Genomic DNA, 25,153 nt, shown 5'->3' on the forward strand with positions numbered 1-25,153 from the left:
CTTCATTTAGCCATCCAGATGTTTACACCGCCACAATCTGCGGGTAGTGTATAGCTTACCGCGTCATTCGTTTTGTCCCGCTGCAAAGGATTCTCATGATCGAACTCAAACACCTGCGAACGCTGCAGGCGTTACACAACACCGGCTCGCTTGCCGCCGCGGCGGCGCAGCTGCACCAGACGCAGTCTGCCTTATCGCATCAGTTCAGCGATCTGGAGCAGCGCCTTGGCTTCCGGCTGTTTGTGCGTAAAAGCCAGCCGCTGCGCTTTACGCCGCAGGGTGAGATCTTGCTGCAGCTGGCAGAACAGGTGCTGCCGCAGATCCAGCAGGCGCTGCAGGCGTGTCATGAGCCGCAGCAGCAGGCCACGCTGCGCATCGCCATTGAGTGCCACAGCTGCATTCAGTGGCTGACGCCTGCGCTGAACAACTTCCGCAAGAGCTGGCCGCAGGTCATGATGGATTTTAAATCCGGCGTCACCTTTGATCCGCAGCCGGCGCTGCAGCAGGGTGAGCTTGATGTGGTGCTGACCTCGGATATTCTGCCGCGCAGCGGACTGTTTTATACGCCGATGTTTGATTTTGAGATGCGGCTGGTGCTGGCGCCCGATCATCCGCTGGCGCAGCGTACGCATATTACGCCGCAGGATTTCGCTGATGAAGTGCTGATGATCTACCCGGTGCAGCGCCAGCGTCTGGATGTCTGGCGTCACTTTCTGCAGCCCGCCGGCGTCAGTCCGGCGCTGAAAAGCGTGGACAATACGCTGCTGCTGATTCAGATGGTTTCGGCACAGATGGGGATCGCCGCTCTGCCTCACTGGGTCGTTGAGAATTTTGAAAAGCAGGGACTGGTGGTAACCAAAACGCTGGGCGACGGTCTCTGGAGCCGGCTCTATGCTGCCGTACGTGAAGGTGAACAGCGTCAGCCCGTGCTGGAAGCGTTTGTGCGCTTTGCCCGTCAGCACGCCTGCGATCATCTGCCGTTTGTGCGCGACGCTTCACAGCCGGGCGCGGTATTACCTGGCGCATCCTGATGGTCGGGCGCGGCGGGCACGCTCCGCGCTGTTATCCCCGCCCCGCCTGCACTATAATGCGCCGCCTTTACTGCTTACCCCGGAGAGTTTCACCATGACCAATAACGATGTTCTGCGCAGCGTGCGCTATATGCTTGATCTGAGCGATAGCAAAGTGGTGGAGATTTTTGCCCTTGCGGGAAGCGATGTGCCGCTGGAGGATGTGCAGGCCTGGCTGAAAAAAGAGGATGATGCCGCGTTTCGCAAACTGCCTGATGTACTGATGGGCTATTTCCTCAACGGCCTGATCTACCATCGTCGCGGCAAAAGTGACGATGCGCCGGCGCCGTCCATTGAGCGTCGCATGAGCAATAACGTCTTTCTGAAAAAGCTGCGTATCGCATTTGCGCTGAAAACCACGGATATTCCTGACATCCTGCTGAAAGCCAATTTCAAGGTTTCACAGGGCGAAATCGGCGCTATCTTCCGCAATCCGGATCACAAAAACTATCGCGAATGTGGCGATCAAATCCTGCGTAATTTCCTGAAAGGGTTAACGCTTATCCAGCGTCCGGGAACGCCGGCGAAGAAAAGCTGATCGCATGGCGCAGCCTGAAGGCTGCGCCCGCACGTTCTCAGGTGTGACGCCTGCCGATCACCCAGCGTTTATGCACATAGAGTGAAGCAAAGATCACCGCCGCGCCCGCAATAAAGCTCGGCCAGTGCGGCTTCTCCTGCCAGATCGCCAGATTGACCAGCAGCCCCGCCGGGACGTGCATATTGTTCATAATGCCCAGCGTGCCGGCATCCACCTGCGTGGCCCCGTAGTTCCACATAAAATAGCCCAGCCCGGATGCGGCAACGCCCAGCCATATCAGCACGCTCCACTGCAGCGTGGTAGTGGGCAGTTTCTGCGGATTGCCCCACAGCGACCAGGCGAGCGCGGCAATCAGCACCGCACCCAGATAAAACCAGGAGAATGCGGTATGCTGCGGCATGGGCCGCGTCTCCTGCAGCCGCTTGTACCCCACCATGCCGACAGCAAAGCAGAGGTTCGCCGCCTGCACCAGCAGCAGACCCAGCCAGAAATGCTCGCTGACTTTGTCATAGCGAATAATGGCTGCACCCGCTACCGCCAGCAGCGCGCTGAACGCGTAACCAATACGCAGCGGACGCCTGCTCAGCAGATCATAAATCAGCGTGATATAGAGCGGCGTCATCACCGTAAACAACAGAAACTCAGACACGCTCAGGTAGAGATAGGCTTCAAAACTGAGCAGATACATAATGCCGAGCTGCAGCATTCCCACCAGCATATAAAGCAGCAGCGTTGATGCCCGGTAGCCACGCCAGCGCAAAAACGGCAGAAAAATCAGTGCGGCCAGACCCAGGCGCATCAGCACGGAAAACCAGCTATCAACCTGACCTGCCAGGTATTCGCCAATCAGACTGAAAGAAAAAGCCCACAAAACAGTGGTCACAATAAGTAACAGCACGGTACACCACTCCCCGATAAACAGACGCGCTAGTGTAATCAAACCCGCGTGAACCAGCTGAATAATCTGGTTTACAACTGATTATATTTAACTCACTCGCGGCAGGCGGCTGCAGATATGCCCTGGTCAGCGGTTTACGCTCAGACACATTTTCCGGTCAGGATGCGCATTAACCGCGGGTGCAAACGCAGCAAAATGCGCGAAATCCAACATTTCCTGGTTTTTTTCGCTCCTGATTGTCATAAAACTGTAACATATGTGTCACACGTCACAGTAACGGGCAGCAACCATCTCTATTCTTTGCGCGATATGGAAACACCAGGTTTCCTTTGCGCTTATGCGTATTTCTGTCCCAACCTGCTGGGAAATTCATAACTATTCTGCGCCCCGGAGGGCCACACTCATGCTGAGTATCTTTAAACCTGCACCGCATCAGCCTCAGGTGGCTGACGATCGTGTTGATCCGCTTTATCGTCGGCTGCGCTGGCAGATCTTTCTCGGGATCTTTTTTGGCTATGCTGCTTACTATCTGGTACGCAAAAACTTCGCGCTGGCGATGCCCTATCTGGTGGAACAGGGATTTTCACGGGGGGATTTAGGGTTTGCCCTCTCCGGTATCTCTATTGCGTACGGCTTTTCCAAATTCATCATGGGTTCCGTTTCCGATCGCTCAAATCCGCGCGTTTTTCTGCCGGCGGGCCTGATCCTCGCTGCCTCGGTCATGCTGTTTATGGGTTTTGTACCCTGGGCGACCTCCAGCATTATGGTGATGTTTGTGCTGCTGTTCCTGTGTGGCTGGTTCCAGGGAATGGGCTGGCCGCCGTGTGGCCGCACCATGGTGCACTGGTGGTCACAGAAAGAGCGCGGCGGTATCGTCTCCGTGTGGAACTGCGCGCATAACGTCGGAGGCGGTATCCCGCCGCTGCTGTTTCTGCTCGGTATGGCGTGGTTTAACGACTGGAAAGCCGCGCTCTATATGCCCGCCTTTGGGGCGATTCTGATCGCGCTGTTTGCGTTTGCCATGATGCGCGATACGCCGCAATCCTGTGGCCTGCCGCCGATTGAGGCGTGGAAAAATGACTATCCGCCTGATTACAGTGAGAACCATGAACAGGAGCTGACCGCAAAGCAGATCTTTATGCAGTACATTCTGCCCAACAAGCTGCTGTGGTATATCGCGCTGGCAAACGTCTTTGTCTACCTGCTGCGCTACGGCATTCTCGACTGGTCGCCAACCTATCTGAAAGAGGTCAAACACTTTACGCTGGATAAATCCTCCTGGGCCTACTTCCTGTATGAATATGCGGGCATTCCGGGAACGCTGCTGTGCGGCTGGATGTCAGACAAAGTGTTCAGAGGCAATCGCGGCGCGACCGGCGTGTTCTTTATGACGCTGGTGACTATCGCTACCGTGGTCTACTGGCTTAACCCGCCGGGCAATCCGGGTATCGATATGCTCTGTATGATTGTGATTGGCTTTCTGATCTACGGTCCGGTGATGCTGATTGGCCTGCACGCGCTGGAGCTGGCACCGAAGAAAGCTGCCGGCACCGCAGCGGGCTTTACCGGCCTGTTTGGTTATCTGGGCGGCTCTGTAGCAGCCAGCGCTATTGTTGGTTATACCGTTGATTTCTTTGGCTGGGATGGCGGATTTATGGTGATGATCGCCGGCTCGGTACTGGCAGTGGTACTGCTGCTGCTGACCATGATCAACGAACACAAGCATAAAAAACAGCTGGGATAAGCAAAAACAGCTGGGATAAGCGAGGCGGGCCGGGATGCACTACCGGCCCGTTTTTTTACTCCAGAAAGAGTTTACGCAGCGTGTGCGGCACCGCATCGTCCGCGTTGCTGCCAATGATCTCCAGCGACGGCAGCGTATCCTTCAGGCGCTGCTGTCCGTTATGCATGATGCAGCCTTTACCGGCCATACTCAGCATCTCCACATCATTCATGCCATCCCCGAATGCGATGCACGCCTTCAGCGAATGGCCCAGCTGTTTCGCGACGGCCTCCAGCGCATGTCCTTTCGACACGCCGCCCGCCATGACTTCCAGACAGGTTGGCAGCGAAAAACTGACGTTAACGCGATCGCCCCAGCGCGCTTCAATCGCCTGCTCAAGCGGCAGCAGACTGGCCGGATCGCTGCTGGTGAAGAAGACCTTACTGATGCCGTCGGTGGGCAACAGTCCCGGTTCATAGAGCTGATACATAAACTCCGACTCCTGAAAATAGTCCTGCTCATCGGGATGGTGACGGCTCATAAACCACTCATCATCGCGATAAACATGGGTCAGGATATTTTCATCCTGATATTTCAGGGCGTAGAGCTCGCTGGCGATATCGCTGTCGAGATTGTGGCTGAAGATCAGCTCGCCTGCGGCGTTATGCACGCGCGCGCCGTTGGAGGTGATCATATATGCCGGAATGCCGAGTTTGTCGCGCATTTGTCCCACGTCGATATGATGACGACCGGTGGCAAAAACAAAATGGATATCACGCGCCACCAGCGCCTGCAGCGTGGTACGGGCAAACGGCGTCAGACGATGTTGCGGAGAGAGCAGCGTGCCATCCAGATCGGATGCAACGATGTGAAACATGGAAACCTCGGGTTGTAATAGCGGAAATAACGTCAGCTGAGATGACGGGCAAAAAAATCCACGGTGGCATTGAGCGCTTCAGCGCGCATTGCATCTGACTCAAACAGAATTTCATGTCGCGCGCCTTTAATGACGCGCGGCGCATTACCTTCACAGGGATGCCCGGCAGCGGCCAGTGCCTGGCAGAAGAGATCCTGTGAACGGTTGTCCACCACATCATCTTCGCTCGCCTGCAGCAGCAGCAGCGGCGTGGTGATATTTGCCGCCTGACGCATAATATTGCGTCCGGCCTGCACGCCTTCGCGTACCCAGTGATAGGTCGGGCCGCCGACGCGAATAGCCGGATCGTCAGCATAAAAGCGCAGATTGCGCCGGTAACGCTCGCGGCTGTGCGTCAGGCGGTTAATGCCAAACGGATGCGCGCGCCAGCGTCCGGTGCCAAGCGCGTATCCGTCGCGCAGCGCCGGTCGCTTCTCTGCCCAGTCAAGAATACGGTGTGCCAGAAAGGGCGGCAGCGGCAGCACAATACCAAACATCGGTGCGCACAGCACCGCCGCATGAAATGCCCGCGGCTGCCGGGCCAGAAAAAGCGCGACAATCGCGCCGCCCATTGAGTGTGCCAGTACATAGCGCTGCTGATAATGCTGACTGACAATCTCTTTCAGATAGAGGGTTTCCAGATCGTCGACGTAGTCACTGAACTCCACCACATGGCCACGGTGAGAATCGGCCAGCAGCCGCTCAGATCGTCCCTGCCCGCGATGGTCAATAATCACCACGTCATAGCCACAGTGAAACAGGTCGTAGGCCAGCTCGGGATACTTGATATAACTTTCAATACGCCCCGGCACAATCAGGATCACGCGCGTGTGCTGCGGAGAGGTAAAGCGCACATAGCGCAGGGTAAGATTACCGGTGCCGGTGAACTCACACTCTTCCCGCTGCCGCCAGAAGTCGAGCAGCGGGCCGGTAGCAAACGCCGCAAAAGCGCGTTCGCGTCTGAGCCAGCTCTCTTTATGATGCTGCATCTGCCCCTCCCGGAGAGTTCAATCCGCCCTGCTGGTATGCCGTAGCGCAGCGCAATTTTCTGGCGTATTGTGTCATACTTCGCTCGCTTCAGGGAATGTCACGCATGACTACAGAATGGTGGTTAACCTACCTGCTTACCACAACCATCCTCAGCCTTTCGCCAGGCTCAGGCGCTATCAATACCATGAGCACCGGTATCAGCCACGGCTATCGTGGCGCGGCCGTGTCAATTACCGGCCTACAGCTCGGACTGGCGGTACATATTGTGCTGGTAGGGGCCGGACTCGGCGCGCTGTTTTCGCAGTCACTGCTGGCGTTTGAAATCCTGAAATGGGCCGGCGCAGCCTATCTGATCTGGCTGGGCATTCAGCAGTGGCGGTCCGCAGGCAGTCTCGATCTGAACGCCGTTGCCAAAGCGATGCCGCGTCGTCACCTGTTTCAGCGCGCGCTGCTGGTTAACCTGACCAACCCCAAAAGCATCGTATTTCTTGCTGCGCTGTTTCCGCAGTTTATCCTGCCCCATCAGCCGCAGCTGATGCAGTATTTCATCCTCGGCGTGACAACGATTGTGGTCGATATCATTGTGATGATTGGCTACGCCACGCTGGCGACGCGCATTGCGGTCTGGATCAAAGGCCCCCGGCAGATGAAGCTGCTGAACCGTATTTTTGGCGGATTGTTTATGGCGGTCGGCGCGCTGTTAGCCAGCGCGCGCAGAATAGCGTAAAAAGCGGCCGGGTGTGCAGTCAGCCACACCCGGCGCAGCGTCGCCGTTTCAGGCGACCGGGCCTAGCGCGAAATAATCAGGTGAAGGCCAAAACCGGCAAACAGCACGCCCGCCATGCCATCTACCCACTTTGCCATGCGCTGATATTTCTCACGCATCCACGGCAGCGCAAAGATAGTGGCCACCAGCGCAAACCATGCAAAGGTTTCCGCAATAATCAGCAGGAACAGCCCCCAGCGCGTAGCGGCACCAATATCATTGCCGACAAACAGCGAGAAGACGCTGCCAAAATAGATAATCGCTTTGGGATTGGACAGGTTTGTCAGCAAGCCTTTAAGAAAGCTCATGCCGCGCTTCGGCAGCTCCACCACGGGTGCGTCACTCTGCGACTGCTTATGACGCTGACGCGCCGAGCGCAGCAGCTGCCAGCCCATCCACAGCAGATAGAGCCCGCCACCCACCATGATAATTTCATGCAGCCACGCCATTTTTGCCAGCAGCAGATGCAGACCCATCAGCGCTACGCCCGCCCAGACAACAATGCCCAGCGTAATGCCCAGCACGCCCATCATCGCCTCTTTACGCGAGCGGCTGGCCGCAGTTTGCGACACAAAAAAGAAGTCAGGTCCGGGGCTCATCAGCGCAACCAGGTGCACCAGCGCAACGGTGGCAAACAATATCAGCATACGTTTAGTCCTTTACTCGTCATTATCAAGATGTTCTCTGATCATCAGCAGAAACGGCTTACCAAAGCGTTCCAGTTTGCGATGACCCACGCCGTTTACGCTCAGCATATCTGAAGCGCTGACCGGTAACTGTTCTGCCATTTCAATCAGCGTGGCGTCGTTAAACACCACGTAAGGCGGAATATTCTCTTCATCAGCAATCGCTTTACGCAGCTTACGCAGCTTGGCAAACAGCTTGCGATCGTAGTTGCCACCGTACACTTTTGGCGCACTGCTGCGACTTTTCGCCGTCACGGTACGCGGTACGGCAAGCATCAGCGGTATTTCAGCGCGCAGGACCGGACGCGCAGCTTCAGTGAGCTGCAGCGCAGAGTGCAGGGCGATGTTTTGTGTCACCATGCCGAGATGAATGAGCTGACGCAGCACGCTGATCCAGTGCTCCAGACTCTGCTCGCGTCCCAGGCCATAGACCGGCAGTTTGTCGTGGCCGTTATCGCGGATACGCTGACTGGCTGAGCCGCGCAATACCTCCACGATGTAGCTCATGCCAAAACGCTGGCCGGTACGGTAGATGCACGATAGCGCTTTCTGTCCGTCGACCAGACCGTCATAACGGCGGGGAGGATCGAGGCAGATATCGCAGTTACCGCAGGGCTGCTGACGCCCTTCGCCAAAGTAGTTCAGCAGCACCAGACGCCGGCAGGTTTGCGCTTCCGCAAACGCGCCCATCGCATTGAGCTTGTGCCGCTCGATATCCTGCAGCGGCCCCGGGACTTTCTCCTCCAGGCATTTGCGCAGCCAGACCATATCCGCCGGATCGTAAAGCATCATCGCTTCAGCAGGCAGGCCATCGCGTCCGGCGCGGCCGGTCTCCTGATAGTAGGATTCGATGTTGCGCGGAATATCAAAATGCACCACAAAGCGGACATTGGGTTTGTTGATACCCATGCCAAACGCCACGGTAGCGACCACAATCTGCAGATCGTCGCGCTGAAACGCTTCCTGAACATGCGCGCGCTGTGCGCTGTCGATGCCGGCGTGATAGGCACCCACGCTCAGGCCACGGCTCTGCAGACGTGCGGCGGTATCTTCCACTTTCGCCCGGCTGTTACAGTAAATGATGCCGCTTTTGCCGCGCTGCTCCTGCACATAGCGCAGCAGCTGGTCGGTGGGTTTAAACTTCTCCACCAGGGTATAGCGGATGTTGGGACGATCAAAGCTGCTGACCTGAATCAGCGGATCGCGCATCTGCAGCAGATGTACGATGTCGTTACGCGTGGTTTCATCGGCTGTGGCCGTCAGCGCCATCACCGGGAGCTGCGGAAAACGCTGCCTCAGCTGTCCGAGTGCGCCATACTCCGGCCGGAAATCATGTCCCCACTGCGAGATGCAGTGCGCTTCATCGACGGCCAGCATCACCGGATTCCAGTGCTGCAGACCCTCCAGGAAGTTGTCCATCATCAGCCGTTCCGGGGCAATGTACAGCAGTTTCAGCTTACCGGTGCGGCAATCGGCAAAAACCTGCTGCTGCTGTTCGCGCGTCTGCGTTGAGTTGAGACACGCCGCCGCCACGCCGTTGGCCAGCAGCTGGTCAACCTGATCTTTCATCAGTGAAATCAGCGGGGAGACCACCAGCGTCAGTCCCTCCTGAACCAGCGCCGGGATCTGGTAGCAGATCGATTTACCGCCGCCGGTCGGCATCACGACCAGACAGTCACGTCCTGAGAGCGCTGACTCGATAATGGATTGCTGACCCGGACGAAACTGCTGATAGCCGAAGGTGTCATGTAACACCTGTTGCGCCAGCGTTTCCTGATTGTGCACTGCCGAAATTGCCACGGTAATCCTGTTTTACTGATTAGAACAGATCGTTAAGCGTTACGCCCACGCCTAAACGGGTCTGACGGTGGTTATAGTCGATAAGCGATTCACCATAGCCGCTGAAAAGCTGCGTATAAAAGCGGACATGTTCAGTGAGAGGATAGCTCCAGGCGAAGGTCGCGCCGCCGTAGCCGCTGTTCCAGTTATAGTTGCCTTCCACGCTAAATATGCTGTCGCCCATCATATAGCCGAGTTTCGCGCGGTAATAACCCATGTATTTGGTAATGTCCGGGTTATCATCTTCGCCGGCGCTTTCCGGCAGACGATACCAGGGTTTGATCTCCGCAAGGAAGTTGCCGTTCTCTGCCATCAGACGGGCGTAAAGGCGGTTCCAGCTGCGGGAAGTGGGATCGCTGCGACCATTAGACTGATGATTAACGCCCAGCTCCACATCACGCAGCGTCCAGCCTGCCAGCGAATAATCCGTTGCCCAGCCAAGAAACAGCTGCGGCTCATAGTTTGTTTCGCGGAAAGGTGACGATGCGCCACGATTCGACAGCTGCCACCATGAACGCTGAGTATACGAGGCGGCCAGCACGGAGTTCTCACCTAAAATGCCGCGCCACAGCGGAAACGCCAGGCTGAGCTGGAATTTTACTTCATCTTTTTTCGCTTTGTCTGCCCAGTTGTAAGAGGAAATCGCCTCTTTATTCATGTCGCTGGTGTAGGTGTAAAGCAGGTAGTTGTTTTCATAGGGGTAAAGCACAAAGGGGTTGTCGTGCTTTTCCAGCAGATTTGCGATCACGCTCCCCTTCACCGCAGGTGCGTCGTGAATATTTTTAATCGTGGCTTCATCTGCCTGCGCCAGTGCAGGAACGGTTAATGCCGCGGCCAGCATGACGTATTGCTTACGCATAGTGTTCTCCAGTGCGCTGCGTGGGAAGGTTTTCAGGGCGGTGGTACAAAAAGCAGGCCATTCTACACGCAAAGCGGGACGTTGATCAGTGCCGATTTCTGAAACTGGAAAGCGGCGCGGGAGCAGCATAATATACACAACTTCTTAACATCTTAAGGCCGTAACTATGTCATCTCCGATGCTGACTCAGCAGGACGCGCGCCAGCTGATTGGTGAAATTTTTGTTTATCATATGCCGTTTAATCAGGCGCTGGGCCTGGAGCTGGAACACCTTGATGCTGATACTACCCGGCTCGCATTTGCCAATAAAACCATGCTGGTGGGCAATGCCGCGCAGCAGATCCTGCATGGCGGCGTGATTGCTTCAGTGCTGGATGTTACCGCCGGTCTGGTCTGTGTCAGCCATGCGCTGACGCGGCAGGAGAGCATCACCGAAGAAGATCTGCGCCAGCGCCTGGCGCGAATGGGCACTATCGATCTGCGGGTTGATTATCTGCGTCCGGGTCGCGGCGAACGCTTTGTCGCTACCGGTCATCTGCTGCGTGCCGGTAATAAAGTCGCCGTGGCGCGCGTTGAACTGCATAATCAGCAGCACGATTATATCGCTACGGCCACCGCCACTTACCTGATTGGTTAATCAGCGCAACCGGTGCGCCGCCTTATGGACAATACAATGGACAGTCAGCAAACGCGACAGGGCATTTTTTATGCGCTGGGCGCTTACTTTATCTGGGGCATCGCTCCGGCCTACTTCAAACTGGTCAGAGAGGTGCCGCCCGCCGAGATCATGACCCACCGGGTGATCTGGTCAGTGCTGTTTATGCTGATACTGATTACGCTAAGCCGCAGCTGGAAACAGGTGCGCCGCGTGGCCGCCCAGCCAAAAAAAGTTCTGCTGCTGGCGCTGACCGCCATTACCATCGGCGGCAACTGGCTGCTGTTTATCTGGGCAGTCAATAATCAGCATATGCTGGAGGCGAGCCTCGGCTACTTTATCAACCCGCTGATTAATGTGGTATTCGGCATGCTGTTCCTGCGTGAACGCTTTCGCCGTCTGCAGTGGCTGGCAGTCGCGCTGGCCGCGGCAGGTGTGCTGGTGCAGCTATGGCAGTTTGGCTCACTGCCGGTGATTGCGCTGGGGCTGGGGCTGAGCTTTGCGCTGTATGGCCTGGTGCGAAAAAAGATTCAGGTAGATGCACAGAGCGGCATGCTGATCGAGACGCTGTGGCTGTTCCCGCTGGCAGCGATCTATCTTTTCGGTGTTGCCGACAGTGCGACCAGTCATCTCAGCGCCAATCCCCTCAGCCTTAATCTGATGCTGGTGGCCGCCGGGGTGCTGACCACTATTCCGCTGATGCTGTTTGCCGCCGCCTGCACGCGCCTGCGTCTCTCAACCGTGGGGTTTTTCCAGTATCTGGGCCCGACGCTGATGTTTCTGCTGGCGGTACTGTTTTATGGCGAGCGCCTGACTCCCGATAAGCTGGTCACCTTTGGCTTTATCTGGCTGGCGCTGGCCCTGTTTATTTTTGACGCCGTACTCTTCTCAGCCCGCACGCGGATGCGCAAAGCGTGAGATAAAGCGCGCCAGTGCCGGGCCAGTGAGCAGAATGGTAAACAGACGCAGCGTCTGCAGCGCCATCACAAAAGTCATATCGACCCGGCTGCCGGCTGCAATGATGGCAACGGTATCCAGCCCGCCCGGGCTGGTAGCCAGATAGGCAGTCATCAGGTCGATATGCAATACCCGTGTCAGCATCCATGCCAGCGCCGCACACAGCACCATCAGTCCGAGGATTGAGGCGAGCATCTGCGGCAGCGTTCGCAGCGCCAGCAGGAAAATCGGGCGCGTAAAGCGCAGCCCGACGCTCCAGCCAATCAGCGCATAGGCCAGCGCCAGCAGCCACTCGGGCACCTGCAAGGTTGCGATCTGGCTTCCCTGCAGCATGGCTCCAGTCAGCGCTGGCAGCAGCAGCGCACCGGAGGGGATCCGCAGACGCTGCCCCAGCCAGGCCCCGGCCGCCATTACTCCCAGCGTCAGCAAAAAACCGCGATTCAGCGCCGGAAACCAGATCGGCTCTGCCGCGCCGCCGCTGGTATCCAGACCGATGCGCGCGACCACCGCCGCTGCCGTGGCGACGAACAGCACGCGCAGATACTGCATAAACGCGACCAGACGCACGTCAGCCCCGAAATCTCCCGCCATCGCCACCATCGCCGAAGCGCCGCCGGGCGACGATCCCCAGGCACCGGTAGGCCCCGGCAGATTACTGAAGCGCACCAGCAGAAAGCCGGAGAGACCGCTGGCGGCCAGCGTGAGGATCAGTACCGCCAGCACCACCGGCCAGTCATTCAATAAGGGAGTCAGAATGGCGGGCGACAGGCTCTGAGCAATCATGCAGCCCAGCACCGCCTGCGCCAGAATAAACAGCCGTTTATCGATACGCAGCGTTGCGCCGCACAGCCCCATTACGGTTCCGGTGATCATCGGGCCCAGCAGCAGCGCAGCAGGCAGGTGAAACAGCTGGAGAGCAACGCCCAGCGTCAGAGACGCAATCAGCAGCAGCATCCATTGTAAGCGCAGAGAGTAGTGTGACATGACCAGAATCAGACAAAGATAAGAGGTCCACAGGTTACGCAGGTTGCGCCCCCGGAGCCAGCGCAAATCGGTGTTAATCAGCAGACGGGTGCGGTATTTGGCCAGGGCGCCATAAATGGCGTCATCAAACGGGTGCGGTTATTCAACCAGGGCGCCATGAATGGCGCCCCTACAGAACGTAGGGGGCGCATTAATGCGCCCCTGGCAGCAGACGGGTGCGGTATTTGGCCAGGGCGCCATGAATGGCGTCATTGAACGGGTGCGGTATTTGGCCAGGGCGCCATGAATGGCGCCCCTACAGAACGTAGGGGGCGCATTAATGCGCCCCTGGCAGCAGACGGATGCGGTATTCAACCAGGGCGCCATGAATGGCGTCATCAAACGGGTGCGGTTATTCGGCCAGGGCGCCATGAATGGCGCCCCTACAGAACGTAGGGGGCGCATTAATGCGCCCCTGGCAGCAGACGGGTGAGGTATTCAACGAGGGCGCCATGAATGGCGTCATTAAACGGGTGCGGTTATTTGGCCAGGGCGCCATGAATGGCGTCATTGAACGGGTGCGGTATTTGGCCAGGGCGCCATGAATGGCGCCCCTACGGAACGTAGGGGGCGCATGTATGCGCCCCGCGATCACAGCCAGTTTTTGCGTTTGAAATAGAGATAAGGTGCCAGGCCCGCCAGCATCATCAGGCAGATGGCCCCGGGATAACCGAAGCTCCATTTTAGCTCAGGCATAAACTCAAAGTTCATACCATAGCTGGAAGCCACCAGCGTTGGCGGCAGGAATACCACCGATACCACCGAGAAGATCTTAATGATGCGGTTCTGCTCAATATTGATAAAGCCCATCGCCGCCTGCATCAGAAAGTTGACCTTCTGAAACAGAGACTCATTGTGCGGCAGCAGCGATTCGATATCGCGCAGGATCTCACGCGCCTGTTCCAGCTGGTTGCCCGGCAGGCGCGCCTTACGTACCAGAAAGTTCAGCGCGCGCTGGGTATCCATCAGGCAGAGGCGAACCTTCCAGCCGATATCCTCCAGTTCGGCGAGGCGCGACAGCGCCTCGTCATACTCTTCGCCCTGCTGACCTTCCATAATCACGCGGCTTAACTTCTCCAGCGCGCTATAGATGTTTTCGATCTCATCCGCCAGCTGCTCAATTTTCGTTTCGAACAGATCCAGCAGCAGCTCATAGGCGTTGCCGTCAGTCAGCTGCTGATTACGTGCCCGCATACGGTAAAGGCGAAACGCCGGCAGCTCGCGCTCACGCAGCGTATAGAGGCGATCTTCGCGGATGGTAAAGGCCACGGTTGAGTTACCGGCGTGATCTTCAGCATCCTCAAAGAAAAAGAACGAGTGGATATGCAGGCCATCTTCATCTTCAAAGAAGCGCGCCGAGGCTTCAATATCTTCCAGTTCCGGACGCGTTGCCAGACTCTGTCCCAGCTCCGACTGCACGCGCTCGCGCTCGCTGTCATCCGGTTCGATGAGATCGACCCATACCGACGTGTTGAGTTTATCATTGTTGTCTTCCAGCTCGATACGCGTCAGGCGATCGCGCTCAAGTTTAAATGCGCTCAGCATAGCAATACTCCCCATTGCAGACCAAATGGGACAGGGCGGTGCCCGTCACGTCCGAAACGTAACGGACACGGCAAAGCCTTAACGCGGAAACTTTCGCTTCAGGATGTGATCAGTGCTGACTCATGCGACGGATAAGCAAAGGAGGTCGCGGATAACCTTTCAGGCTACCTGCGTAAAGAGGTAGCCTTAGATATTCCTGGTAAACAGGATGTTGAGCCAGCATCGACTGGGCGCGTCCAAGGCATTGTCCTCTCATGATAATAGTGCGCGCATGTTACGCTGAGACGAAAAAGTCGTCAAGGTAGCGCAGCCGCGCTACATCGCCTCCAGTCGCGCATAGGCGGCGACCAGCCACTTAATGCCCTGCCCCTGAAAGGCGACCTGCAGACGGCTGTGTTCGCCGCTGCCTTCCAGATTAACAATAGTGCCCTCGCCAAACTTCGCGTGGCGTACCCGCTGACCCAGCGTAAAACCGCTGTCGCTTTTGCTGGTGGGCGTGCCCATGCGCTGATGGCTGACCGGGCGACTGACGCTGGCGCGCAGGCGTACTTCCTCGACGCACTCTTCCGGCAGTTCGCCAATAAAGCGCGACGGGCGATGATACACTTCCTTACCGTAAAGCCGCCGCGTCTCGGCATAGGTGAGCGTCAGTTTAACCATTGCCCGGGTAACGCCAACATAGGCCAGCCGTCGCTCCTCTTCCAGACGCCCGCCCTCATCCAGCGACATCTGGCTCGGGAACATGCCCTCTTCCATGCCAACGATAAAGACCTGCGTAAACTCCAGCCCTTTTGCCGAGTGCAGCGTCATCAGCTGTACGGCATCCTGCCATTTGTCCGCCTGGCCTTCGCCCGCTTCCAGCGCCGCATGCGATAAAAACGCCTGCAGCGGCATCAAATCTTCATCTTCATCCTGATAGCTGAACTGTCGGGTGGCCGTGACCAGCTCCTCTAAGTTCTCAATACGCGCCTGGCCCTTTTCGCCTTTTTCCTGCTCATACATCAGCCACAGGCCGGAGTCTTTGATCACGCGATCGGTCTGCACATGCAGCGGCATCTCTGCGGTTTCATGCGCCAGCGCATCAACCAGTTCGCAGAAGCGCTGCAGTGCCGACGCCGCCCGGCCCGCCAGGGCCCGGTTCTGCAGCAGTTCCCGCGTGGCCTGCCACAGCGTCAGCTGTTTTTCGCGCGCCGTCTGCCGTACCACATCCAGCGTTCTGTCGCCCACGCCGCGCGTCGGCGTATTGACCACGCGTTCAAACGCGGCGTCGTCGTTGCGGTTGGCGATCAGGCGCAGATAGGCGAGCGCATCTTTGATCTCCTGACGTTCAAAGAAGCGCATACCGCCATAAATACGGTAGGGCATGCTGGCCTGCAGCAGCGCCTCTTCCAGCACGCGCGACTGGGCGTTACTGCGATAGAGAATCGCGCAATCCTGCAGCGCATTGCCGTTCTCATGCCAGGTTTTAATGCGGTTAACCACAAAGCGCGCTTCATCCAGCTCGTTAAACGCGCAGTAGATTGAAATCTTTTCGCCGTCGCTGCCGTCGGTCCAGAGCTCTTTTCCAAGCCGCCCGCTGTTATTGGCAATCAGGGCGTTGGCGGATTTCAGGATATGGTTGGTGGAGCGGTAGTTCTGCTCCAGGCGGATAGTTTCCGCCCCGGGAAAGTCCTGCAGGAAGCGCTGGATATTTTCGACCTGCGCGCCGCGCCAGCCGTAGATGGACTGATCGTCATCGCCGACAATAATTACCCGGCTGCTGTCGCCGGCCAGCATGCGGATCCACGCATACTGAATGTTGTTGGTATCCTGAAACTCATCAACCAGAATATTGCTAAAGCGCTCGCGGTAGTGATTGAGGATCTGGGGCTTATGCAGCCACAGCTCATGCGCCCGCAGCAGCAGCTCGGCAAAATCGACCAGGCCGGCGCGATCGCACGCTTCCTGGTAAGCCTGGTAAATACGCAGCCACGTCTGCTCAACCGGGTTGTTGTAGCTTTCGATATGTTTTGGCCGCAGACCTTCATCTTTCTTGCCGTTGATGTACCACATGCCCTGGCGCGCCGGCCACTGCTTATCATCCAGGTTCATTGACTTGATCAGGCGCTTCAGCAGCCGCAGCTGATCTTCGCTGTCGAGGATCTGAAAATCCTGCGGCAGCCCGGCGTCAAGATGATGCGCCCGCAGCAGGCGATGCGCCAGGCCATGGAAAGTGCCAATCCACATGCCGCCCTGCCCGCTGCCAATCAGCTGATCGATGCGATGACGCATCTCGGCCGCGGCTTTATTGGTGAAGGTGACCGCCATGATGGAGTAAGGTGAGCAGTTCTCCACCGACAGCAGCCAGGCGATGCGGTGCACCAGCACACGGGTTTTGCCGCTGCCTGCTCCGGCCAGCACCAGCAGATTGCTGCGCGGTGCGGCAACCGCCTCACGCTGTTTGTCATTCAAGCCGTCGAGCAGATCAGAAACGTCCATAAGCACCGTTTTTAAAGAATAGAGTTGCGTACCCTGAGTCATTCGCCCTGCAGCGATGCTGCAGGTCTCTGAATGGTCGCGCGCTTACGCAGGTAAGTCACCAGAGTGAACCGGCACAGCCCGTAAAGTCGTGCGCCGGAGGATACGACTGGATAAATTTACAGCCATTATAGCAGTGAGGTCAGGGATGCCAACCGATGAATTTCAACGTGCGGCAGCAGACGGGCGTCATCCATCTGCATCAGATTGCCGCTGTTCAGGTTGATCCAGCACGCCTGCAGGCCGGCACGCAGCGCGCCTGCCACATCGGTCGTCAGGTCATCACCAACGTGCAGGATCGCCTCTGGCGCAATAGCAAGACGCTCCGCTGCGAGATGATACATATCCTGCCACGGCTTCGCGCGTCCGTGCGGACCGGCGCGCAGCGTAAACTGAAAGTAGTGCTGAATACCGAGCTTTTCCGGATCGGCGTTGCCGTTGGTGATCGCCACCAGCGGCACGCGCTCGCCGAGCCAGCGCAGCGTCTGATGCGTCTCTTCCGGCATCGCAACCTGACTGCGCCAGTGATGAAAAGTGCGCATGACCTCTCCTGCGCCCGTGGCAGCATCGGCAGCCGGCAGGCCAGCATTCAGCAACGCCAGTTCCACCGAACGGCGGCGCCACTCTGAGACGTCGTGATAAATATCGGGCTCGCGCGCCAGCAGCTCATCACGCAGCTGCTGATAGTCTGCAGGTGTGAATTCGCGCAGCGCCGGATGAAATGCCTGCAGCGCCGCGTGCGTTTCCTGCGCGGTTTTCCGGATCACCGGACGGTTGTCATACAGCGTATCATCCAGATCGAAGGTCAGCGCCTTAACCGGATGCAGAGAGCGGTAAAACTTCATTCTGATTTTCCTCGTTTGGCACGCGGGTGCGCGGCATCATAGACCGAGGCCAGATGCTGGAAATCGAGATGGGTATAAATTTGTGTGGTCGAGAGGTTGGCATGCCCCAGCAGCTCCTGTACCGCGCGCAGATCGCCGCTTGACTCCAGCAGGTGCGTGGCAAACGAGTGGCGCAGCTTATGCGGATGAATATGGCTCGCCACACCCTGTTTAATGCCCCATTCGGCAAACCGCTTCTGCACGTTGCGCGCAGAAATCCGGCTGCCGCGTGAAGAGACAAACAGGGCATCATCCTGCGGAGCAAAGCTGTCGCGCAGCGCCAGCCAGTGCTGCAGCCAGGTCACCGCCGTTGCGCCAACCGGCACGCGCCGCTCTTTACTGCCTTTACCCAGCACCTGAACTTCACCGGACTCCGCATCGAGATCGCGGCAATTGATCCCTACCAGCTCGCTGAGTCGCAGGCCGCCGCCGTACATGGTTTCAAGCATCGCGCGATCGCGCACCGCCAGCGGGTCATTAAGGTCAATCTCCAGCAGCTGCGTGACTTCATCCACGTCCATATTTTTTGGCAGATGGCGGGCGTTACGCGGCGTGGCGATACCTTTCGCCGGATTTGCACTCAGCATGCCCTGACTGACCTGCCAGTCAAGAAAACTGCGCAGAGCGGACATACGCAGCGCCAGACTGCTCGCCTGCAGACCATCGCGCCGGCTGCGCGCAGCCAGGCTGCGTACCTGCGCCGGCTCCAGCGTCGACCACTCTGTCAGCTGCATCCCCTCTGCCAGGGAGACGATTGCCAGCAGCTGGCGACGATAGTTTTTCTGCGTCAGCGGACTGAGCTGACGTTCTACCTGCAGGTAGCGCAGAAAGGCATCGACAGCGGGCAGTAGCGTGCTCATACGCGTTCGATCCAGCGCGCCAGCAGCGCCGGCAGCATCTGGGCCAGATGCTGCAGTAAGAGTGTCCCCATACCGGCCTGATAGTGCTGATTATCACGGCTGCTGAAGATCACAATGCCCGCTTCACCCCGCTCGCCCAGCAGCGACATGGCAACCGAGCCGACCGCTTTCGCCTGCGGCAGCAGCAGCAGCAGCTCCGGTCCGTTCAGGCTGCCAAGATAGTGCTGCTGCTGACCGAAGCGCTGAATACGCAGCGGCTCAAACGCCTGTCGTGCCAGACCCAGCTGGATAAAATCGGAGGGTGCGCCGAGACGCCATTGATCGCTGAACAGCCGCACATTGGCGCCTGCCAGACCCAGCTCGCGCGCCCAGCGCTGCAGGCGGTTCAGCATCTCCTGCAGACTGTCAGCGGCAGCAAGATGCCCCTGCAGCGCCAGCAGGCGATCAAACAGCTGATGGTTGGCGTTGGCCTGCTCCATCAGCAGCGTGATCTCCTCTTCCAGCTGACGGATGTGGTTGCGCTGGCGCGCCATGTGCCACTCTACCAGCGAGACGCTGCCGCGCACCGCGTGCGGCACCGCCATCTGTTCAACCTGACGGGCGTTACGGATAAAAAAGTCGGGGTTCTGCTGCAGATAAGCGCTGACCGCGCGATCGTCGGGCTGTACCGCGCTGTCAGTCTGCTCTTCCGGGTATTTCATAAATGAATAAATCCGTCATAAACGTGGGTGGCGGGTCCGGTCATATACAGCGGCTGTCCGGCCCCCTTCCAGGCGATATGCAGCGTCCCGCCCGGCAGATCGACACGTACTTTTTCTGCCAGCAGCCCCTGCTGAATACCACAGGCCACTGCTGCACAGGCGCCGCTGCCGCACGCCTGCGTTTCGCCAGCGCCGCGCTCATACACGCGCAGGCGCACATGCTCGCGGCTGACCACTTCCATAAAGCCGACGTTAACGCGTTCCGGGAAACGCTCGTGGCTTTCCAGCGCCGGTCCCAGCGTCTCAACGGCTGCAGTTATCACGCTCTCCACCTGGATCACGCAGTGCGGATTACCCATTGAGACCGCACCAAACATCACGGTCTGCTCAGCGACGCGCTGCAGATAGAGATTTTCCGCTTTATTCGCGCGCAGCGGCACACGCTGCGGATCAAAGTCAGGCTCGCCCATATTGACGCGTACCAGTTCATCACTGGTCACGCTCAATACCATACGTCCGGTTTGCGTGCTGACGCGAATGTCACTTTTATTGGTCAGCCCTTTCAGGCGCACAAAGCGGGCAAAACAGCGCGCGCCGTTGCCACACTGTGCCACTTCACTGCCGTCAGCGTTAAATATGCGATAGTGAAAGTCGAGATCCGGATCGTAGGGTGGCTCTACGATCAGCAGCTGATCAAAGCCGATCCCCAGATGCCGATCCGCCAGGCGGCGAATCAATTCCGGCGAAAAAAAGACGTTTTGTGTCACGGCATCCACGACCATAAAGTCATTGCCGAGACCGTGCATTTTCGAGAACTGCATTTTCTGCTCCGCCGGATTACTCATTGAATTTAGTTTGACTGTACGCCTGATGAGCTGCCGGTGACCAGGCCCCCGGTATCCGCCTGCTGAGCGGCCTGCTGCTGCTGTTCTGTCGGCTTGTCGTTCTGCTGCGGCTTGTCCGCGGGCGGGAAGTATAACGGGCCTTTCAGGCCGCAGCCTGCCAGGCTGACCAGCATCAGCGCCATGCCCAACTGGCTTATGACTCGTCTCATTTTCTCTGCTCGTATTGTCCAATTCTCAGCTGCTTATCATCGCAGCTGATGGTGTAAAAGCAACAGGAAATATCGGACAGAGTGGCCGCGCAGGCCGTCAGAAAAGAGACGCTCAGTGCACCTGATAACGCGGCATAAAATCGCCGTTATCGTTGTCCGGCGGGGTCGCACAGAGCTGCGTCAGCGTCTGGCTGCGGAACGGGATCACCTGAAAACGGTCGCCGGTGTTCACGATTTGATAAAACTGCGGCAGATTGAAATTGATAAAGCTTGAGCCGTAGGTAAAGCGATCGTGTGATGAAGAGTAGAAGCGGCTGACGTCGCGCACCAGCTCCTCTTTACTGCCCTCACAGTGGTGGTAAATCTCCACGCGATTGCTCTCGTCGAGAATATAGATGTTGAATCCGCGATCGTCGCTGGTGTCTTCAAAGAAAAACTGAATGATGCCTTCGCTGGCGTAGCCGTTTACCACCGGCGGCAGCGGGGTCTGATTCGATTCCACTTTGATTGATAATCCATGCAGCTTGTTATTGGAAATCGCACCGTAAAACTCTACCGCGTTCTCCAGCTTCTGTACCGAGACGCTCATGCGCTCAAAGAAGAGCCCCCAGGTTTGTCCCGCGACGCGAATCGCTTTGAAGCGACCCGGCTCCTGCCGCGTACTCGACAGGCGCAGCTCGATGCACTCTGACACCAGCTGCTGTACCCGCGTGCGGATCAGGCCACGCAGATGCTGACTGTAGCAAAATACCTCAACCGTATCGGGCGGGGCGGCATCCTGATGCATCTTACCCAGAATGGTTTTCAGCGCGTCAATCATCGCCTGTTCACCGCTGAAATGCAGGGTGCGTACTTCATTCCACGAGTTACGGTAGAGCAGATCGACACTGCCAATCAGGCACTGCTGCTGCTGACCAAAGCTGAAGACGTCCAGCTTGCGGAAATCAAAGTGCACGACCTGATTGCGGAATGCGGCAGTGGGATCGTGCTCAAGATTGACAATGATCGCCAGATGACGAATTTCACACGGGCTGTAAAGTGCTTTTGGCGTTGGTGCCGGCAGGCGCAGCGGAAAGTGGCCAGAGACATCGCTGACCAGCTCCTGCAGACGTGCCAGATCGCACAGCTCATTCCCTTTAATATGCAGCCGCGTTTTCTGCGTCAGTAAGCCGTTGAACCATGCCCACGCCACCAGCTTGTTCAGATAACGGTTATATTCCAGCGGCTGATGGCTGATAATTGAACTCATATCCGGCGACTGGTTATAGAGATACCAGCCTGACCGGTTAGCACGCCCGGCGGGCACGTGGATAAAGGTCAGATTTTCTTCTGACAAATCAGGGGATATTTGCGGGTTGACCAGCGTGACCTTACCCGGCAGCGCTTCAAAAGCGGCATACAGTTTACGCGTCAGCACGCCGATATCCTGCGGGCTGGCACTGACGCTTAAATTGTTCCGGCGCGCAAAGCGGATCAGGTTACGATAGCTCTGCATCATCGCATCCAGCAGCTCATTATGCGCTTCGCGCACGCGCTCGATCTTCCACCCGGCACGGTTGTCCAGTACGGCGAGTTTCTCTTCGTCCCAGCCCCAGGATTTTACCAGCTGCAGCAGGATTTCGCGCCGCCAGCCGTTGCGGGCGTGCTGATCGTCTCCGGAAAGCTTCTCGCACACTTTCAGATAGAAGCAGCGCCGCACCAGGTCCAGGCGGGCGTGATCTTCCACGCTGGTCAGATAGCGCGTAACCCGCTCCAGCATCATGCAGTAGGGATCCAGCCCGAAACTGACGATTTCGCCTTCATGCAGGCGCTGTCTGATATCCATCGCCAGCAGCTGCGTATTCGGATACTCCCAGCTGTACGCCTCCAGTAGCAGCGTTTTCAGGACAGCTTTATAGGGCGAGTCGATACTTTTATAGAGCTGCCACAGGCTGGCGCCAAAATACTCTTCTGCCGACAGCGTACCGAGGCCGCCTAAATCGAGCCATTCGTTAGGAGTCAGTACGCCCTGGGAATAGAGTGACATGACATAGTCGTCATAATGATGCTCTTCCTCATTCGGCACCATATTCCACAGAATGCGCTTGCCTGCCATGCGCACCGCCGTGCGATAGAACTCATCAAGCAACAGAATATGCTGGGTCGATCCGCAATCTTCGCCCCCGAGGCTGCCGCTCTCATTATGTCGAAAGCGGTTTTCATCAATGAGGAAAAAGCTCACTTCCACACCCATTGACACACACCATTTCTGTAACAGCGTACACTTACGCTGCAGGGCCAGACGCTCTTCATTATCAAGCCAGGAGTGGTGGCATACCCAGATATCCAGATCGGACACGCTGTTCTGTCCGACTGACGAGGTGCTGCCCATAGAGTAGATAGCGGTAATTGGCCGTTCACCCTCAGCCGCAGGCGTCAGATCTGCCGCAGGCTTACCGGTGACGGTATGCAACAGCTGCTGTTGCTGTTCATCAGGCGTGAAAAAGCAGACGCCGTGTGGAACGTTACCTTCAACGTAACCCGGCATCAGAGGATGATGATAGTGCAGTAATGTTGGCAGCAGACTGTAGACGTGCTGGAAGGCAGGCCCCATAGCAGCCAGCGCGCGGTCAACGCGCAGCTGGTTAATTGCATCCAGTCTCTGTTTAAGTGTCTCAATGTAGAGGTACAAGACGTTTCGCCTGATTGTCCCAGTGTTAAGCACCCTGCTTCCAGCGTTTGCCATTTTAATAATAAGGTGTGCAGGCAAATCATTGCTGGAAACGTGATCAATCTAACACCAGAAGGATTGACCGTAAAGAAAGTTGCGCTACCTGACAGTTTAGCATCTGCCACGGGGCAACCCGCTTTTTTTGCGCCGCGCCTGATGAGGAGTGGCGAGCCACAGATGAATAGTGCGGCCTTTTCAATCCGTTGAAACTGACAGCATTCCCCTATCGATGATAGGATAATCGATGAACGATCAAAATGGTTAACGGTATGTTAAACAAAATTTTCAGAATTGCTACCCGTCAAAGTCCTCTCGCACTCTGGCAGGCACAATATGTTCAGCAACGCCTGATGGCAGCTCATCCCGGCCTGCAGGTAGAGCTGGTGCCGATGGTGACCAAAGGCGATGTTATTCTCGATACCCCGCTGGCAAAAGTGGGCGGCAAGGGTTTGTTCGTTAAAGAGCTGGAACAGGCCATGCTGGAGAATCGCGCCGATCTGGCGGTGCATTCCATGAAAGATGTGCCGGTTAACTTTCCGGAAGGCCTTGGGCTGGTGACCATCTGCGAGCGTGAAGATCCACGCGACGCCTTTGTCTCTAATCGGTATAACGCGATCGATGAACTGCCGCAGGGCGCGGTGGTAGGCACCTCCAGCCTGCGTCGCCAGTGTCAGCTGAGCGCACGCCGGCCCGACCTGGTTATCCGTTCGCTGCGGGGCAATGTCGGCACCCGCCTCGGCAAACTGGATGCGGGTGAATATGATGCCATCATTCTGGCCGCTGCCGGCCTGAAACGCCTTGGACTGGAAGATCGCATTCGTCAGGCGCTGCCTGCAGAGCTGTCGCTGCCCGCCGTGGGACAGGGCGCAGTAGGCATTGAGTGCCGGCTTGATGACAGCGCGTTAATTACGCTGCTGGAAGCGCTGAATCACAGTGAGACCGCAGTATGCGTGCGTGCTGAACGCGCCATGAACACCCGGCTTGAGGGCGGATGTCAGGTGCCGATCGGCAGTTTTGCCGTACTGGAAGATGACCAGCTCTGGCTGCGTGGTCTGGTGGGCGCGCCCGACGGCAGCCAGATGGTTACCGGTGAGCGCCGCGGTCCGCGTGAGCAGGCGGAGCAGATGGGCATTTCACTGGCTGAAGAGCTGCTGAATAAGGGTGCCCGTGAAATTCTGCATGAGGTCTATCAGGGACAGCCGCCGGTATGACTATTCTCGTGACCCGTCCGGAACCGGCTGCCAGCGAACTGGTTGCGCGTCTGCGCAGCCTGGGCAAGCTGGCGTGGGCGTTCCCGCTGATTGAATTTACGCCGGGTCGCGATTTAGCACAGTTACCGCAACAGCTGACGGCGCTGCGGCCGGGCGATTTGGTTTTTCTGCTATCACAGCAGGTGGTGCATTTTGCACAACCGGCGCTGCAGCACAGCCAGACAGTCTGGCCCGCGGCCGCTGATTACTATGCGATTGGCCGCTCAACTGCGCTGGCGCTGCACACCGTCACAAATCTCAAAGTAGACTATCCTCATGCGCGGGAGACCAGCGAAGAGCTGGTTCGCCTGCAGCGTCTGCAGCAGGTCAGCGGCAAGCGCGCGCTGATCCTGCGCGGCAGTCCCGGTCGGGAATTATTAGCTGAAACTCTCATCGCACGTGGCGCAGAAGTGCAATACTGTGAGTGCTATCAGCGCAATGAGAAGCACTATGACGGCGCTATCGAGGGCCGGCGCTGGCGCGACCGCGGGATTACCACGCTGGTAGTGACCAGCGGTGAAATGTTAAAACAACTCCATGCACTGTTTCCGCCAATCGACCGGCGGGAGTGGTTACTGCACTGTCGACTGGTGGTCGTCAGTGAACGTTTGGCTACCCAGGCCGCTGAAGCGGGCTGGCAGGAGATAGACGTAGCCGATGGTGCCGATAACGACGCGCTGCTGCGTGCGTTACGCTGAACTTAACAATGGGA

General features: G+C 57.4%; 23 protein-coding genes. 8 read left to right on the top strand and 15 right to left on the bottom strand.

Annotation, left to right across the window (positions count from 1 at the left end):
• Positions 1-95: 95 nt before the first annotated feature.
• Together metR and B3041_RS05905 are read left to right on the top strand one after the other, a co-directional pair.
• Positions 96-1,031, top strand: coding sequence for an HTH-type transcriptional regulator MetR (gene metR, locus B3041_RS05900; protein WP_065647790.1), 936 nt, complete (start codon positions 96-98; stop codon positions 1,029-1,031).
• Between the two features lie 94 nt (positions 1,032-1,125).
• Positions 1,126-1,608 carry a DUF1456 family protein gene (locus tag B3041_RS05905; RefSeq protein WP_065647791.1) on the top strand — a complete coding sequence of 161 codons (483 nt, stop codon included), beginning with the start codon at positions 1,126-1,128 and terminating at the stop codon, positions 1,606-1,608.
• Between the two features lie 37 nt (positions 1,609-1,645).
• Here B3041_RS05905 and B3041_RS05910 read toward each other — a convergent pair whose 3' ends face one another.
• Entirely contained in the window at positions 1,646-2,506 is an 861-nt protein-coding gene (locus tag B3041_RS05910) for a carboxylate/amino acid/amine transporter (RefSeq protein WP_065647792.1), read from the bottom strand.
• A gap of 403 nt (positions 2,507-2,909) precedes the next feature.
• Between B3041_RS05910 and glpT the strand changes: the two genes are divergently transcribed.
• Complete coding sequence (glpT, locus tag B3041_RS05915; RefSeq protein WP_065647793.1) at positions 2,910-4,250, top strand: glycerol-3-phosphate transporter; 1,341 nt, start codon at positions 2,910-2,912, stop codon at positions 4,248-4,250.
• 55 nt (positions 4,251-4,305) lie between these two features.
• Here glpT and yigL read toward each other — a convergent pair whose 3' ends face one another.
• Positions 4,306-5,106, bottom strand: coding sequence for a sugar/pyridoxal phosphate phosphatase YigL (yigL, locus tag B3041_RS05920; protein WP_292970089.1), 801 nt, complete (start codon positions 5,104-5,106; stop codon positions 4,306-4,308).
• Positions 5,107-5,138: 32 nt separating this feature from the next.
• Positions 5,139-6,134: a lysophospholipase L2 gene (gene pldB, locus B3041_RS05925; protein WP_065647795.1), complete on the bottom strand. Its 996-nt coding sequence runs from the start codon at positions 6,132-6,134 to the stop codon at positions 5,139-5,141.
• 104 nt (positions 6,135-6,238) lie between these two features.
• On the opposite strand from pldB, the gene rhtB reads away from it, so the two are divergent.
• The gene (gene rhtB / locus B3041_RS05930; RefSeq protein ID WP_065647796.1) at positions 6,239-6,862 is read left to right on the top strand and encodes a homoserine/homoserine lactone efflux protein; all 624 of its coding nucleotides are present in this window, start codon (positions 6,239-6,241) and stop codon (positions 6,860-6,862) included.
• A 62-nt stretch (positions 6,863-6,924) separates the two neighbouring features.
• Here rhtB and rhtC read toward each other — a convergent pair whose 3' ends face one another.
• From rhtC to pldA, 3 genes are read right to left on the bottom strand one after another with little or no spacing between them, the layout of a single operon-like run.
• Positions 6,925-7,548, bottom strand: coding sequence for a threonine export protein RhtC (gene rhtC / locus B3041_RS05935; RefSeq protein WP_065647797.1), 624 nt, complete (start codon positions 7,546-7,548; stop codon positions 6,925-6,927).
• Between the two features lie 12 nt (positions 7,549-7,560).
• Positions 7,561-9,387, bottom strand: coding sequence for an ATP-dependent DNA helicase RecQ (gene recQ, locus B3041_RS05940; RefSeq protein ID WP_065647798.1), 1,827 nt, complete (start codon positions 9,385-9,387; stop codon positions 7,561-7,563).
• 19 nt (positions 9,388-9,406) lie between these two features.
• The gene (gene pldA, locus B3041_RS05945) at positions 9,407-10,285 is read right to left on the bottom strand and encodes a phospholipase A (protein ID WP_065647799.1); all 879 of its coding nucleotides are present in this window, start codon (positions 10,283-10,285) and stop codon (positions 9,407-9,409) included.
• Between the two features lie 166 nt (positions 10,286-10,451).
• Between pldA and B3041_RS05950 the strand changes: the two genes are divergently transcribed.
• Both B3041_RS05950 and rarD read left to right on the top strand, forming a co-directional pair.
• Complete coding sequence (locus B3041_RS05950; RefSeq protein WP_292970093.1) at positions 10,452-10,922, top strand: thioesterase family protein; 471 nt, start codon at positions 10,452-10,454, stop codon at positions 10,920-10,922.
• A gap of 36 nt (positions 10,923-10,958) precedes the next feature.
• Positions 10,959-11,858 carry an EamA family transporter RarD gene (gene rarD, locus B3041_RS05955; protein ID WP_292970658.1) on the top strand — a complete coding sequence of 300 codons (900 nt, stop codon included), beginning with the start codon at positions 10,959-10,961 and terminating at the stop codon, positions 11,856-11,858.
• On the opposite strand, the gene B3041_RS05960 is transcribed toward rarD, so the two are convergent.
• The 9 genes from B3041_RS05960 to B3041_RS06000 all read right to left on the bottom strand — a co-directional run bounded on the left by B3041_RS05960 (position 11,829) and on the right by B3041_RS06000 (position 23,152).
• Positions 11,829-12,881 carry an AbrB family transcriptional regulator gene (locus B3041_RS05960; RefSeq protein WP_065647916.1) on the bottom strand — a complete coding sequence of 351 codons (1,053 nt, stop codon included), beginning with the start codon at positions 12,879-12,881 and terminating at the stop codon, positions 11,829-11,831. The genes rarD and B3041_RS05960 overlap by 30 nt on opposite strands.
• Positions 12,882-13,511: 630 nt before the next feature.
• Positions 13,512-14,465 carry a magnesium/cobalt transporter CorA gene (gene corA / locus B3041_RS05965; protein ID WP_039381760.1) on the bottom strand — a complete coding sequence of 318 codons (954 nt, stop codon included), beginning with the start codon at positions 14,463-14,465 and terminating at the stop codon, positions 13,512-13,514.
• 315 nt (positions 14,466-14,780) lie between these two features.
• Positions 14,781-16,943: a DNA helicase II gene (gene uvrD / locus B3041_RS05970; protein WP_065647917.1), complete on the bottom strand. Its 2,163-nt coding sequence runs from the start codon at positions 16,941-16,943 to the stop codon at positions 14,781-14,783.
• A gap of 167 nt (positions 16,944-17,110) precedes the next feature.
• On the bottom strand, positions 17,111-17,827 hold the full coding sequence (yigB, locus tag B3041_RS05975; protein WP_065647802.1) for a 5-amino-6-(5-phospho-D-ribitylamino)uracil phosphatase YigB: 717 nt from the start codon (positions 17,825-17,827) through the stop codon (positions 17,111-17,113).
• On the bottom strand, positions 17,824-18,726 hold the full coding sequence (xerC, locus tag B3041_RS05980; protein WP_065647803.1) for a tyrosine recombinase XerC: 903 nt from the start codon (positions 18,724-18,726) through the stop codon (positions 17,824-17,826). Before xerC ends, yigB begins: the two co-directional genes overlap by 4 nt.
• Positions 18,723-19,427, bottom strand: a complete 705-nt coding sequence (locus B3041_RS05985; protein ID WP_065647804.1) for a DUF484 domain-containing protein — start codon at positions 19,425-19,427, stop codon at positions 18,723-18,725. Before B3041_RS05985 ends, xerC begins: the two co-directional genes overlap by 4 nt.
• On the bottom strand, positions 19,424-20,248 hold the full coding sequence (gene dapF / locus B3041_RS05990; RefSeq protein ID WP_039385679.1) for a diaminopimelate epimerase: 825 nt from the start codon (positions 20,246-20,248) through the stop codon (positions 19,424-19,426). Before dapF ends, B3041_RS05985 begins: the two co-directional genes overlap by 4 nt.
• A gap of 29 nt (positions 20,249-20,277) precedes the next feature.
• A complete protein-coding gene (gene lptM, locus B3041_RS05995; RefSeq protein ID WP_039381747.1) occupies positions 20,278-20,481 on the bottom strand; it encodes an LPS translocon maturation chaperone LptM in 204 nt (67 codons plus the stop codon).
• Positions 20,482-20,593: 112 nt separating this feature from the next.
• Positions 20,594-23,152 (bottom strand): class I adenylate cyclase, encoded by a 2,559-nt coding sequence (locus B3041_RS06000; protein WP_292970102.1) that lies wholly within the window; start codon positions 23,150-23,152, stop codon positions 20,594-20,596.
• Between the two features lie 308 nt (positions 23,153-23,460).
• Between B3041_RS06000 and hemC the strand changes: the two genes are divergently transcribed.
• Positions 23,461-24,402, top strand: a complete 942-nt coding sequence (gene hemC, locus B3041_RS06005) for a hydroxymethylbilane synthase (protein WP_065647919.1) — start codon at positions 23,461-23,463, stop codon at positions 24,400-24,402.
• Positions 24,399-25,139 (top strand): uroporphyrinogen-III synthase, encoded by a 741-nt coding sequence (gene hemD, locus B3041_RS06010; RefSeq protein ID WP_065647807.1) that lies wholly within the window; start codon positions 24,399-24,401, stop codon positions 25,137-25,139. Before hemC ends, hemD begins: the two co-directional genes overlap by 4 nt.
• Positions 25,140-25,153: the final 14 nt, after the last annotated feature.

Source organism: Pantoea sp. UBA4549 (assembly GCF_002387285.1).
GTDB classification, from domain to species: Bacteria; Pseudomonadota; Gammaproteobacteria; order Enterobacterales; family Enterobacteriaceae; genus Pantoea; species Pantoea borealis.

Excerpts from the sequence above, each read along its gene's own strand:
- metR (WP_065647790.1), top strand. The coding sequence starts at position 96 with ATGATCGAACTCAAACACCTGCGAACGCTGCAGGCGTTACACAACACC.
- B3041_RS05905 (WP_065647791.1), top strand. The coding sequence starts at position 1,126 with ATGACCAATAACGATGTTCTGCGCAGCGTGCGCTATATGCTTGATCTG.
- glpT (WP_065647793.1), top strand. The coding sequence starts at position 2,910 with ATGCTGAGTATCTTTAAACCTGCACCGCATCAGCCTCAGGTGGCTGAC.
- yigL (WP_292970089.1), bottom strand. The coding sequence starts at position 5,106 with ATGTTTCACATCGTTGCATCCGATCTGGATGGCACGCTGCTCTCTCCG.
- pldB (WP_065647795.1), bottom strand. The coding sequence starts at position 6,134 with ATGCAGCATCATAAAGAGAGCTGGCTCAGACGCGAACGCGCTTTTGCG.
- rhtB (WP_065647796.1), top strand. The coding sequence starts at position 6,239 with ATGACTACAGAATGGTGGTTAACCTACCTGCTTACCACAACCATCCTC.
- rhtC (WP_065647797.1), bottom strand. The coding sequence starts at position 7,548 with ATGCTGATATTGTTTGCCACCGTTGCGCTGGTGCACCTGGTTGCGCTG.
- pldA (WP_065647799.1), bottom strand. The coding sequence starts at position 10,285 with ATGCGTAAGCAATACGTCATGCTGGCCGCGGCATTAACCGTTCCTGCA.
- B3041_RS05950 (WP_292970093.1), top strand. The coding sequence starts at position 10,452 with ATGTCATCTCCGATGCTGACTCAGCAGGACGCGCGCCAGCTGATTGGT.
- rarD (WP_292970658.1), top strand. The coding sequence starts at position 10,959 with ATGGACAGTCAGCAAACGCGACAGGGCATTTTTTATGCGCTGGGCGCT.
- B3041_RS05960 (WP_065647916.1), bottom strand. The coding sequence starts at position 12,881 with ATGTCACACTACTCTCTGCGCTTACAATGGATGCTGCTGCTGATTGCG.
- corA (WP_039381760.1), bottom strand. The coding sequence starts at position 14,465 with ATGCTGAGCGCATTTAAACTTGAGCGCGATCGCCTGACGCGTATCGAG.
- uvrD (WP_065647917.1), bottom strand. The coding sequence starts at position 16,943 with ATGGACGTTTCTGATCTGCTCGACGGCTTGAATGACAAACAGCGTGAG.
- yigB (WP_065647802.1), bottom strand. The coding sequence starts at position 17,827 with ATGAAGTTTTACCGCTCTCTGCATCCGGTTAAGGCGCTGACCTTCGAT.
- xerC (WP_065647803.1), bottom strand. The coding sequence starts at position 18,726 with ATGAGCACGCTACTGCCCGCTGTCGATGCCTTTCTGCGCTACCTGCAG.
- B3041_RS05985 (WP_065647804.1), bottom strand. The coding sequence starts at position 19,427 with ATGAAATACCCGGAAGAGCAGACTGACAGCGCGGTACAGCCCGACGAT.
- dapF (WP_039385679.1), bottom strand. The coding sequence starts at position 20,248 with ATGCAGTTCTCGAAAATGCACGGTCTCGGCAATGACTTTATGGTCGTG.
- lptM (WP_039381747.1), bottom strand. The coding sequence starts at position 20,481 with ATGAGACGAGTCATAAGCCAGTTGGGCATGGCGCTGATGCTGGTCAGC.
- hemC (WP_065647919.1), top strand. The coding sequence starts at position 23,461 with ATGTTAAACAAAATTTTCAGAATTGCTACCCGTCAAAGTCCTCTCGCA.
- hemD (WP_065647807.1), top strand. The coding sequence starts at position 24,399 with ATGACTATTCTCGTGACCCGTCCGGAACCGGCTGCCAGCGAACTGGTT.